Raw genomic sequence first — 11,336 nt, 5'->3', positions numbered from 1 at the left:
ACCCGGCATTTCGTCGGGTCGGGCAACCAAGCGGCCGCTGCATGGTCATCTAGAGGATATGTAATGAAAGCGCTTTTGGCCGTGACGGCCCTGGCGACACTGGCAGGATGCTCGCTGCTGAGGCCGGCGCAACCCGCTCCGGCAGACGACTGGACCCGCTGGGTCTGCGACACTCAGGCTGAAGTGCTGTGGCGCTTCGCTGATGCGCAGCGCGATCAGGTCGATGTGCGCCTTGGTGGCGGCGACCAGGTCTACCGGCTCAAGGCCGAGCCGGGTGCCTCGGGTGCGCTGTACAGCGATGGCATGCTGGCCTTCCATACCAAGGGCGAAGAAGGCCTGGTGTACTGGGTGGCAACCAACGATCTGATTGGGCGGGGCTGCAAGGCACCGTGACTGGCCGGGCCGCGAGGGTGGCCCACACTACTTGAACAGCAACCGCCCCTGCGGCAGGCTTGCACGAAACAAACGACGCTTGTCGGGAGAGAGATACACAATGGCACTCATTAGCATGCGCCAGATGCTGGACCACGCCGCCGAGTTCGGTTACGGCGTACCAGCTTTCAACGTCAACAACCTCGAGCAGATGCGCGCCATCATGGAAGCGGCCGACAAGACCGACTCCCCGGTGATCGTCCAGGCTTCGGCCGGTGCCCGCAAATACGCCGGTGCCCCGTTCCTGCGTCACCTGATCCTGGCGGCCATCGAAGAATTCCCGCATATCCCGGTGTGCATGCACCAGGACCACGGCACCAGCCCTGACGTCTGCCAGCGCTCGATCCAGCTGGGCTTCAGCTCGGTGATGATGGACGGCTCGCTGGGTGAAGATGGCAAGACCCCGACCGACTACGAGTACAACGTTCGCGTTACCCAGCAGACCGTTGCCATGGCGCACGCCTGCGGTGTTTCGGTAGAGGGCGAGCTGGGCTGCCTGGGTTCGCTGGAAACCGGCATGGCCGGTGAAGAAGACGGCATCGGCGCCGAAGGCGTGCTGGACCACAGCCAGATGCTGACCGACCCGGAAGAGGCTGCCGACTTCGTCAAGAAGACCCAGGTCGACGCCCTGGCCATCGCCATCGGTACCAGCCACGGTGCCTACAAGTTCACCAAGCCACCAACCGGTGATGTGCTGGCCATCGACCGCATCAAGGAAATCCACAAGCGCATCCCCAACACCCACCTGGTGATGCACGGTTCGTCCTCGGTGCCGCAAGAGTGGCTGGCGATCATCAACCAGTACGGCGGCGACATCAAGGAAACCTACGGTGTACCGGTCGAGGAAATCGTCGAAGGTATCAAGTACGGCGTGCGCAAGGTCAACATCGACACCGACCTGCGTCTGGCTTCCACTGGTGCCATGCGCCGCCTGATGGCGCAGAACCCGAGCGAGTTCGACCCGCGCAAGTTCTTCGGTGAAACCATCAAGGCCATGCGTGACGTGTGTATCGCTCGTTACGAAGCCTTCGGCACCGCTGGCAATGCCTCGAAGATCAAGCCGATCTCCCTGGAAGGCATGTACCAGCGCTACCTGAAAGGTGAGCTGGCCGCCAAGATCAACTGATCTTCTGGTATTGATGAAAAAGCCCGCAGCGATGCGGGTTTTTTCATTTTTGGGTGTTAGAACTTTGCGCGGGCACATATTCCCGGCAAAGCGACCGTTAGTCGGCTACCGTATAGTTGAGGCACTGATAGCGTTCTGATTGCATTGCGTGTTATCCGCTCAGGTCTAGAGTACTAGTGGATCCAACCGTATCTTGAAGTCGGTCACATAATAGAGAAGCAGCATGGATGGCGCTCAACCTCACCCTCAGCCACTGGATGGCAACTCGGTTCTTCTGGTGGTAGACGATTACCCCGAAAACCTCATCAGCATGCGGGCATTGCTGGCCCGTCAGGATTGGCAGGTGTTGACGGCAAACTCGGGGATGGAAGCCCTGGGTGCTTTGCTTGAACACGATGTCGACCTGGTGCTGCTGGATGTACAGATGCCGGAGATGGACGGCTTCGAAGTCGCCCGACTGATGCGCGGCAGCCAGCGCACCCGGCTGACCCCGATCATTTTCCTCACCGCCAATGAACAGTCCGAAGCGGCCGTGCTCAAGGGTTACGCCAGTGGCGCCGTGGACTACATGTTCAAACCGTTCGACCCGCAAATTCTCAAGCCCAAGGTCCAGGCCCTGCTCGACCAGCAGCGCAATCGGCGCATGCTGCAGCGCCTGACCCGTGAACTGGAAACGGCCAGGGCGTTCAACGCGTCGATCCTGGAGAACGCTGCCGAGGGCATTCTGGTGGTGGATGCCCAAGGCATCATCAGCTTTGCCAACCCGGCCATTTCCCGTTTGTTGTCAGCGCCAGTCCAGCAGTTGCAGGGCGCCCATCTGCTCGATTTGGTGCAACTGGCCAGTGCCTGCTTGTGGAGCGAATCGGAGTTCTACCAGGCCTACCTTGGGCGGCGCATCTTCCGCGTGCACGATGCCCAGTTGCGCACCCTTGGCGGCGAGCTGGTGCCGGTCGCGTTGTCTTGTGCACCGCTGCCGACAGAACAGCAAGCCATGGTGGTTACCGTGCTGGACATGTCGGTGGTGCGCAACCTGCACCAGCAGCTGGAATACCAGGCCGTCACCGACCCGCTTACCGGCTTGCTCAACCGCCGCGGGTTCTATCAGGCCGCCGAAGGTGCACTGCTGCGCAACGAGCGCTCGGACAAGGCGCAGGCACTGATGTACATGGACCTGGATGGATTCAAGCGCATCAACGACTCGCTCGGCCACGACGCTGGCGACCGGGTGCTGCACTGGGTGGCCGAACAGCTCAAGGATTGCCTGGGCAGTGAAGCGTTGTTGGCGCGCATGGGCGGCGACGAGTTCACCGCGCTGTTCGACAGCCTGCCTTACCCGGAGCAGGCCGGGCGCTATGCCGAGCGGTTGCTGGAGCGCATTTCCATCAGCCACCAGGTGGAAGGGCTGGATGTGAGCCTTGGTGTGAGCATCGGCATCGCCACCTATCCGGATTGCGGCGCCAATGTCGAAGGCCTCTTGCGTGCGGCCGATGCGGCTATGTACGCGGCCAAGCAAGCCGGGCGCCAGCAGTATCGCTTCTACGATCAGGAGCTCAATGGCCGGGCGCGTTCGCGGCTGATGCTCGAGGACAGTGTACGCACGGCCGTGGAGCAACAAGACTTCACTCTGGTTTACCAGCCGCAGGTTGGCTTCAACGATGGCCGCCTGCGTGGCTTCGAGGCCTTGCTGCGTTGGCAGCATCCCAGTGTCGGCGACGTTCCGCCGGGGCTGTTCATCCCGTTGCTGGAAGAGGCGCGCCTGATCAACCGCCTGGCCAGCTGGATCTACCGCCAGGGCGCGGCTCAGCGCCAGGCCTGGTGCCAGCGTTTCCCGGCAGACCTGGTGCTGGGTATCAGCCTGAGCCGCGCGCAGTTCGCCATGCCCAGCCTGGTCGACGAACTGCACCGGGTCATCCAGCTTTACCAGCTGGACCCGGCGCAGTTGGAAGTAGAGGTGGCGGAAACCTCGCTGATGTACAACATCGATGCGGCGGTGAAGCAGATACATCGTTTGCGCGAGCTGGGGGTGCGGGTGGCGCTGGATGACTTTGGTGCCGGCGACTGTTCGTTGCGCATGTTGCGCGACCTGCCGATCGATACCCTCAAGCTCGACCGCCACCTGGTGGCGCGCCTGCCCGACTCGGCGGAGGATGCCGCGCTGGTGCGCAGCGTCATCGGCCTGTGCGCCGACTACAGCATCACGGTAATCGCCGAGGGGGTGGAAACCCCGGCCCAGGCGGCCTGGCTCAAGGCCAATGGCTGTGAGTACGTGCAGGGGTTCCTGGTGGCATACCCGATGACCGCCACGGATGCCAGCAGCTTCCCGGCAATTTTCTCCTGGCCGGGGCCATGATTGGCTAGAATCGGCTTTCGTTACACCGAATGCAGCCCCATGACCGTATTACGATACTTGCAAGCCTACCCACCGCACCTGCAGCAGCAGGTGCGGCAGATGATCGACAGCGACCGTCTCGGCGAGTACCTGCAGCGACGCTACCCCGACCGCCATGACGTGCAGAACGACAAGGCGTTGTACGGCTATGCCCAGGATTTGCGCCAGCAATACCTGCGCAGCGCGCCGAACCTGGACAAGGTGCTGTTCGACAATCGTCTTGACCTGACCCATCGGGCCCTGGGCCTGAATACGGCGATATCAAGGGTGCAGGGCGGCAAGCTCAAGGCGAAGAAGGAAATCCGCATTGCCTCGCTGTTCAAGGAGGCCGCGCCGCAGTTCTTGCGCATGATCGTGGTGCACGAACTGGCACACCTGCGCGAGCGCGACCACAACAAGGCGTTCTACCAGCTCTGCCAGCACATGGAGCCGGACTACCACCAACTGGAATTCGACCTGCGCGTCTACCTGACCTATCGGGAGCTGCCGGGCAACTGTTAAGGACCACGCAGCATGGAAGTGAGCAAGACCAAGAGCAGCTTCTACCGCCGCCTGTACGTGGCCTGGCTGATCGACAGCCAGACCGCGACCAGCGTTCCGGCCCTGATGGAAGCCACCGGCATGCCCCGGCGCACCGCCCAGGACACCATTGCGGCACTAGCCGACCTGGATATCGTCTGCGAGTTCGAACAGCAGGAAGGCGCGCGCAACCACGCCGGGCATTACCGCATTCATGACTGGGGGGCGATCGACAAACAGTGGATCATCCAGCACCTGCGGCAGGTTCGCGAAGTGCTGGGGTATCCCTGATCCACTGCGGGCTGCTTTGCAGCCCGGCGATCTCATCCCTTGCGCATCCCGATATGCGGAATGTCGTCCTCAAGATATTCCTCGCCCACCACAGCGAACCCATGCCGGGCATAGAACGCCTGCAAATGCGCCTGCGCCGACAGATAAACCGGCACCCCCGGCCAGCAATGCTCCGCTGCCTCCAACCCCTTGAGCAGCAAGGTATGCCCCAGCTTCAGCTCGCGCGCCGCAGGTGCAGTCACTACCCGCCCGATCACCACATCCCCTCCTTGGGATTGCGGGTCGAGCAGGCGCAGGTAGGCCACCAGCTTGTCATCCTGCCAGCCCATCAGGTGCAGGGTATCGCCGGTCAGGTCTTGGCCATCGACTTCCTGGTAGGCGCAGCGTTGCTCGACCACGAACACTTCCGTGCGTAACTGCAGAATGGCGTAGAGCTGGTCCTTGCTGAGATCGGTGTGGTGCTTGCAAAGCCAGTCGATGGACATTGGTGCGAACTCCTTGAGTGGACCGTCGATCATCGCATGATGCACGTGCCACGGCCAAAATAGAGGCTAAATGACACTATTGGCCGCTGCCCTCGGCGACGCCTTTGTGTAATCTCATCGGCAGTGTGTGCCCTCCATTGCGAAAGGACGTGAGCATGCGGCCACTGTTTTGTGTGTTGGGATTGCTGGCAATGATGCTTGCAACACCCGCCCTGGGGCGCGAAAAGCTGCGGCTGGTGGCCGACAATTGGCCGCCGTTCACCGATGCCAGCATGCCGGGCGGTGGCCTGGCGACCAGCATCGTCACCACGGCGCTGGCCCGGGCTGGCTACACCAGTGGGGTCGAAGAGGCTCCTTGGGCGCGGGCTCTGCTGGGGGTGAGCGAGGGGCGTTACGACGTACTGATCAACGCCTGGTACAACGACTCGCGCGCCAGCATCGGGCAGTTTTCCGAAGCCTACCTGGTCAACCGCATTCGCCTGTTGCAACGCAAGGGCGAGGCGTTTCGCTACAAGCGCCAGTCAGATTTGTACCCCTACAGCATCGCTGTGGTGCGTGATTACGCCTATTCCCCCGCGTTCGACCGCGACACTCGCCTGCACAAGGTGGCGGTGCGCAACTTTCCCTCTGCGGTACGCATGCTGGCGGCGGGGCGGGTGGACCTGGCGGTGGAAGACGAGTACGTGGCTCGTTACAACTTGCAGCGCGAGCTGCCGGAGGTACGCGATGGGGTGATGCTGGTGGAGCCGCCGTTGGGAGAGAATACCCTGCATATCCTGATCAGCCTGAAAAACCCGGAGCATGCGCGGATCGTCGAGCGGTTCGAGCAGGCGATTGCGGCGATGAAGGCGGATGGCAGCTATGCGCGGCTCATGCGCCAGCATGGCTTCTGATCTATATCGCCTGTGCCGGCCTCTTCGCGGGTAAACCCGCTCCCACAGGTATCTCACAGGACTTGAGATTTGTGATGTTCCTGTGGGAGCGGGTTTACCCGCGAAGAGGCCCGCACAGGCGATATACAACTCAGGCCGGTGCACCTTCCTTGATCAAATGCGCTGCCAAGGTCCGCAGCGGCCCCAACTGCCGGCAGATCAACGCCAACTGCGTCTGCACCAGCCGCTGGTGCTCGTCCAGCTCTTCCGGCATCTGCTCCAGGGCATTGGCCAGCGCCTCTTCGGCATCACTGTGAATCGCCACTGGTAGCCGCGCGGCCAGGCCGTTGGCAATCTCGTCCAGGCTGCTGGCCAGGCTTTGCCCGGCACCTTCGATCAATTGCTCCTGCACCTCCGCCGGCAGGGCCGTGTCGCGGTGCGCGCCCAGCCCCGAGAGGTAGCTGAGCAAGGTATGCGACAGCACCAGGAAGCGGAAGCCGACGTCGGCCTCCTTCCGGAAATGCCCCGGCTCCATCAGCATGTTGGCCAGGGTGGTGGACAGCGCCGCGTCGGCGTTGTGGGCGTTGCGCCGGGCCAGGCGGTATGCCAAATCATCGCGCTTGCCATGGGCATACTGCTGCATGATCTGCCGCAGGTACACGCTGGCGCAGGCCAGCGTATTGGCCAGCGCTTTGTTCAGCCGCCGCCCCTGCCAGTCGGGGAGGAACAGGAACACCGCGAGGATGGCGATCAGGCTGCCGACCAGGGTATCGAACAGGCGCGGCAGGAACAGGCCATAGCCATCGCCGATCTGGTTGAAGCAGAACAGCACCATCAGGGTGATTGCGGCCGTGGCCAAGGTGTAGCGGGTGGTGCGGTTGACGAAGAACACCACCCCGGCGACTACGGCGAACAACGACTGGATGACCGGGTTGGGGAACAGGTCGAACAATGCCCAGCCCACTGTCAGGCCGACGGCGGTGCCGGCTATCCGCTGCACCAGCTTGCGTCGGGTCGCACCGTAGTTGGGCTGGCACACGAACAGCGTGGTGAGGATGATCCAGTAGCCCTGGGTGGGGTGGATCAGGTGCACCATGCCATAGCCGATCGATAACGCCAGGGGTAGGCGCAGGGCATGGCGGAACAGCAGCGAGGTCGGCGTCAATTGGGTGCGCAGGCGGGTCCACACGTCCTTCAGCGAGCGTGGAGAGCGGTCGAGCAGGCTGCTATCGCTGGTGTCGGCCAGGCTGTCCGGGTTGCTGGCGGCGCTGAGCAGGCGGTCGAGCGTCGCCAGGTTGGCCGCCAGCGCCCGCAGCGAGCGAAGCAGGCCACGCCAGGCCGGGTTGTTCTGCGTGCGCAGGTGTTCCAGCGAGGCGTTGAGGTCTTCGAGGGCTTCGGGGTAACCGCTGGCCAGCACGAACGGCTGGCGCAGGCGGATAGAGCGGGCCAGCTCCTGGCAGGACGAGCCCTGCTTGCGCAGCAGGCGCTGGCAGCGGAACATCACGTCGCTGTGGAAAAAAGCCTCGGTCAGGGCGTTGTAGGGATAATGCGAAGCACTGACCCGTTCATGGATGTCCTGGGCCAGGAAGTACAGCTTGAGGTAGCGGCTGACCTTGGAGTTCGGCTGGCTGTTGCCCACCCGGTGCAGGATGATTTCCTTGGCCGCGTTGAGCGCCGCCACCACCTTGCCGTTCTGCTGGGCCAGCTCCAGGCGCCGGGCTTCGACGTCTAGGGTGCGGACGGGTTCGAACAGGCTGGCCTTGAGCTTGAGGTAGCTGCCCAGCTCGAAAAACAGCTTGGCCAGGCTCTGCTGCACCGGCTGGTTGGAAAACAGCGCCTGCCACAGCACCGACAGCAGCCCATACCAGGCTGCGCCCGCCACCAGCAGTAGCGGTTCGTGCCAGAAATCGGTGACTTGGCCGCCGCGCTGGTCCACGCCGATCATGGTGTACACCGCTGTGATCAGGGTCGCTGAAGCGATGGCGCCATAGCGTTCGCCCAGGGCACCGAGCATCGTCAGGCAAAAGGCCGCCAAGGCCAAGGCAATGACGAATACCCACGGGTAGGGGAACAGCAGTTCGACCGCCAGTGCGGCGATGGCAAAACACACCAGGGTGACGGCCAGGGCGCTGAGGCGGCCCTGCCAGCTGTCATCGGTTTCGGCCAGGGCGCTGGCGATAATGCCGAGGAACAGCGGAATCAGCAGGGCCATTTCGTTCTGGTACCAGCACAGGGCGAGGCTGCCGGTTAGGGCGATGGTGACCCGGATGCTGTAGCTGAACTTGTCTTGACCCCACAGGCGACGCAGTGACTGACGGAACGAGCTCGATGACATGATGGCCTGCTAGGCAGTGATCAGAGAAATACCGTTCGAGGCCGTGTCATTGGGGCCGCTGTGCGGCCCATTCGCGGCACAAGGCCGCTCCTACAGTCGATCGCGTCCCCTGTAGGAGCGGCCTTGTGCCGTGAATGGGCTGCATGGCAGCCCCATGCGAATTTCGGCACTCCCAGCACGGGCCAGCAAGAAGCATTCCGTGCTGCTGAATGGATTCTACTCTACACGAACTGCGCCGCGGCGTTGGCGGAGGCCCAGGCCCACTGGAAATTGAAACCGCCCAAATGGCCAGTCACATCCAGCACTTCACCAATGAAATACAACCCAGGGCTCTTCAGCGATTCCATGGTCTTGGACGACACCTCGCGGGTATCCACGCCACCCAGGGTCACTTCGGCAGTGCGATAGCCCTCGGTGCCGGCCGGTACCACTTGCCAGTTCGCCAGCTTCTCGGCGATCTGTGCCAGTTCCGCCGGTGTGTACTGCTTCATGGGCCGGGACTCGAACCACTGCTCGGCCAGCAAGTTGGCCAGCTTGCGGGTAAACACCTCGCCCAGCACGGTCTTCAGCTCGGCATTGGCGCGTTCGGCCTGCATCTGTTGCAGCCAGGTCAGTGCATCACGGTCGGGCAGCAGGTTGATCTCGACCGTGTCGCCTGCTTCCCAGAACGAGGAAATCTGCAAAATCGCCGGGCCGCTGAGGCCGCGGTGGGTAAACAGCAGGTTCTCGCGGAAGCTGGTGCCGTTGCAGCTGGCGGTGCAATCCAGCGAGGTGCCCGAAAGCTCGGTGCACAGTGCTTTCAGTTGGGGCTCGGTGATGGTGAACGGCACCAGCCCGGCGCGGGTCGGCAGCAGGGTGTGGCCGAACTGGCGGGCCACCTGGTAGCCGAAGCCGGTGGCACCCAGGGTCGGGATCGACAGGCCGCCGGTGGCGATCACCAGCGACTGGCAGGCGAACTGGCCGCCGCTGGTCTGCAGCAGGTAGCCGCTTTCGGTCTTCTCGATCTGCTCGATGCTGGTGTGCATGCGGATCTCGGCGCCGGCCTCGTCGCATTCGGCCAGCAGCATGTCGAGGATGTCGCTGGCCTTGTTGTCGCAGAACAGTTGGCCGAGCTTCTTCTCGTGGTAGGCCACGCCGTGCTTGCACACCAGCTCGATGAAGTCCCACTGGGTGTAGCGGGCCAGGGCCGATTTGCAGAAGTGTGCGTTCTGCGAGAGGAAGTTGCCTGGCTCGGTATACATGTTCGTGAAGTTGCAGCGGCCGCCGCCGGACATGAGGATCTTCTTGCCCGGTTTGTTGGCGTGGTCGAGCACCAGTACCCGGCGGCCACGGCGGGCGCTGAGCTGTGCGCACATCAGGCCGGCGGCGCCGGCGCCGAGGATGATCACGTCGGTGGAGTGCACGGTGTAAACCTTATAAGAAAGAAACACAGAACCCTGTGGGAGCGGGTTCACCCGCGAAGGCGGCAGTGAGCCCACTATCGCATTCGCGGGTAAACCCGCTCCCACAGGGACCTTGCATGGCTTTAGATAATGCGGACTTTCAGGGAGCGCCCCTTGATCTTGCCGCTGTTCAGGCGCTGCATCGCCTGCTTGGCGAGCGGCCGTTCGACGGCCACGAACGCCTGGAAATCGAAGATCGCAATTTTGCCCACCTGCTTGCCGGGGATGCCGGCGTCACCGGTCAGCGCCCCGAGGATGTCACCCGGGCGCAGCTTGTCCTTGCGCCCGGCGGCGATGCACAGGGTGCTCATCAGCGGCAGCAGCGGCTCGCCGCCCTTGTGCTTCAGGCTGTCCAGCTGGTCCCAGCGCAGCGGGCTCTTCTGCAGGTCTTCGATGGCCTGGGCGCGGTGGCCTTCGGCCGGTGCCACCAGGCTGACCGCAATGCCTTTCTCGCCAGCACGGCCGGTGCGGCCGACACGGTGCACATGGATTTCCGCATCACGTGCCAGTTCGACGTTGATGACCATATCCAGGCCATCGATGTCCAGGCCGCGGGCGGCCACATCGGTAGCCACCAGCACCGAACTGCTGCGGTTGGCGAACATGGTCAGCACCTGGTCGCGGTCGCGCTGCTCCAGGTCGCCATGCAGGGCCTGGGCAACGATGCCCTTGGCGGTCAGGTGGGCGACCACATCCTCGCACTGCTGCTTGGTGAAGCAGAACGCCACGCAGGACTGCGGGCGGTAGTGGCCGAGCACGCGGGTGACCGCCTCGAGGCGCTGTTGCGGGTCGATCTCGATGAAGCGCTGCTCGATCTGATTGTCGGCATGCAGGCTCTCGACCTTGACCTGTTGCGGGTTGCGCATGAAGTCGGCGGCCAGTTGCTTGATGCCGGCCGGGTAGGTGGCCGAGAACAGCAGGGTCTGGCGGCGCGACGGGGTCTTGCCGATGATGCTGGCGATGGCATCGAAGAAGCCCATGTCGAGCATGCGGTCGGCCTCGTCCAGCACCAGGGTGTTCAGCCCGTCGAGCACCAGGGTGCCCTTGTCCAGGTGCTGCTGGATGCGCCCTGGGGTGCCGACGATGATGTGTGCGCCGTGCTCCAGCGAAGCGATCTGCGGGCCCAGCGAAACGCCGCCGCACAGGGTCAGGATCTTGATGTTGTCCTCGGCGCGGGCCAGGCGGCGCAGCTCCTTGGCCACTTGGTCAGCGAGCTCCCGGGTAGGGCACAGGACCAGCGCCTGGCAACCGAAGTAGCGCGGGTTGATCGGGTTGAGCAGGCCGATGCCGAAGGCGGCGGTCTTGCCGCTGCCGGTCTTGGCCTGGGCGATCAGGTCCTGCCCCTTGAGGATGACCGGCAGGCTCTGGGCCTGGATCGGTGTCATCGAGGCATAGCCGAGGGCGTCCAGGTTGGCCAGCATGGCAGTGGACAGCGGCAAGGTGGC

10 protein-coding genes are annotated in these 11,336 nt (G+C 63.3%); 6 read left to right on the top strand and 4 right to left on the bottom strand.

The features are described from left to right. Positions 1–63 precede the first annotated feature (63 nt). The 5 genes from WM94_RS03210 (at position 64) to WM94_RS03190 (ending at position 4,757) form a co-directional block, all read left to right on the top strand. On the top strand, positions 64–393 hold the full coding sequence (locus WM94_RS03210; RefSeq protein ID WP_061550428.1) for an MliC family protein: 330 nt from the start codon (positions 64–66) through the stop codon (positions 391–393). Positions 394–493: 100 nt separating this feature from the next. Then, the gene (gene fba / locus WM94_RS03205; RefSeq protein WP_003259623.1) at positions 494–1,558 is read left to right on the top strand and encodes a class II fructose-bisphosphate aldolase; all 1,065 of its coding nucleotides are present in this window, start codon (positions 494–496) and stop codon (positions 1,556–1,558) included. A gap of 223 nt (positions 1,559–1,781) precedes the next feature. Continuing rightward, entirely contained in the window at positions 1,782–3,908 is a 2,127-nt protein-coding gene (locus WM94_RS03200; protein WP_061550427.1) for a bifunctional diguanylate cyclase/phosphodiesterase, read from the top strand. 39 nt (positions 3,909–3,947) lie between these two features. Next, positions 3,948–4,448 carry a M48 family metallopeptidase gene (locus WM94_RS03195; RefSeq protein ID WP_003259625.1) on the top strand — a complete coding sequence of 167 codons (501 nt, stop codon included), beginning with the start codon at positions 3,948–3,950 and terminating at the stop codon, positions 4,446–4,448. A 12-nt stretch (positions 4,449–4,460) separates the two neighbouring features. Next, on the top strand, positions 4,461–4,757 hold the full coding sequence (locus tag WM94_RS03190) for a helix-turn-helix domain-containing protein (RefSeq protein ID WP_013974495.1): 297 nt from the start codon (positions 4,461–4,463) through the stop codon (positions 4,755–4,757). 32 nt (positions 4,758–4,789) lie between these two features. Here WM94_RS03190 and WM94_RS03185 read toward each other — a convergent pair whose 3' ends face one another. Beyond that, on the bottom strand, positions 4,790–5,242 hold the full coding sequence (locus tag WM94_RS03185) for a GNAT family N-acetyltransferase (RefSeq protein ID WP_039612472.1): 453 nt from the start codon (positions 5,240–5,242) through the stop codon (positions 4,790–4,792). Between the two features lie 155 nt (positions 5,243–5,397). On the opposite strand from WM94_RS03185, the gene WM94_RS03180 reads away from it, so the two are divergent. Then, a complete protein-coding gene (locus WM94_RS03180; RefSeq protein WP_061550426.1) occupies positions 5,398–6,135 on the top strand; it encodes an ABC transporter substrate-binding protein in 738 nt (245 codons plus the stop codon). Between the two features lie 130 nt (positions 6,136–6,265). Here WM94_RS03180 and yccS read toward each other — a convergent pair whose 3' ends face one another. The 3 genes from yccS to dbpA all read right to left on the bottom strand — a co-directional run bounded on the left by yccS (position 6,266) and on the right by dbpA (position 11,312). Further along, on the bottom strand, positions 6,266–8,449 hold the full coding sequence (gene yccS / locus WM94_RS03175; protein ID WP_061550425.1) for a YccS family putative transporter: 2,184 nt from the start codon (positions 8,447–8,449) through the stop codon (positions 6,266–6,268). 221 nt (positions 8,450–8,670) lie between these two features. After that, entirely contained in the window at positions 8,671–9,852 is a 1,182-nt protein-coding gene (locus tag WM94_RS03170; protein ID WP_061550424.1) for an NAD(P)/FAD-dependent oxidoreductase, read from the bottom strand. A gap of 122 nt (positions 9,853–9,974) precedes the next feature. Beyond that, complete coding sequence (gene dbpA / locus WM94_RS03165; RefSeq protein WP_233687397.1) at positions 9,975–11,312, bottom strand: ATP-dependent RNA helicase DbpA; 1,338 nt, start codon at positions 11,310–11,312, stop codon at positions 9,975–9,977. Positions 11,313–11,336: the final 24 nt, after the last annotated feature.

It is taken from the genome of Pseudomonas sp. ABFPK (genome assembly GCF_001586765.1).
Lineage (GTDB): Bacteria > Pseudomonadota > Gammaproteobacteria > Pseudomonadales > Pseudomonadaceae > Aquipseudomonas > Aquipseudomonas asiatica.
The sequence above is the reverse complement of the archived record's forward strand: the minus strand, read 5'-3'. Positions and strand labels throughout refer to the sequence as shown.

Excerpts from the sequence above, each read along its gene's own strand:
- WM94_RS03210 (WP_061550428.1), top strand. The coding sequence starts at position 64 with ATGAAAGCGCTTTTGGCCGTGACGGCCCTGGCGACACTGGCAGGATGC.
- fba (WP_003259623.1), top strand. The coding sequence starts at position 494 with ATGGCACTCATTAGCATGCGCCAGATGCTGGACCACGCCGCCGAGTTC.
- WM94_RS03200 (WP_061550427.1), top strand. The coding sequence starts at position 1,782 with ATGGATGGCGCTCAACCTCACCCTCAGCCACTGGATGGCAACTCGGTT.
- WM94_RS03195 (WP_003259625.1), top strand. The coding sequence starts at position 3,948 with ATGACCGTATTACGATACTTGCAAGCCTACCCACCGCACCTGCAGCAG.
- WM94_RS03190 (WP_013974495.1), top strand. The coding sequence starts at position 4,461 with ATGGAAGTGAGCAAGACCAAGAGCAGCTTCTACCGCCGCCTGTACGTG.
- WM94_RS03185 (WP_039612472.1), bottom strand. The coding sequence starts at position 5,242 with ATGTCCATCGACTGGCTTTGCAAGCACCACACCGATCTCAGCAAGGAC.
- WM94_RS03180 (WP_061550426.1), top strand. The coding sequence starts at position 5,398 with ATGCGGCCACTGTTTTGTGTGTTGGGATTGCTGGCAATGATGCTTGCA.
- yccS (WP_061550425.1), bottom strand. The coding sequence starts at position 8,449 with ATGTCATCGAGCTCGTTCCGTCAGTCACTGCGTCGCCTGTGGGGTCAA.
- dbpA (WP_233687397.1), bottom strand. The coding sequence starts at position 11,312 with ATGCTGGCCAACCTGGACGCCCTCGGCTATGCCTCGATGACACCGATC.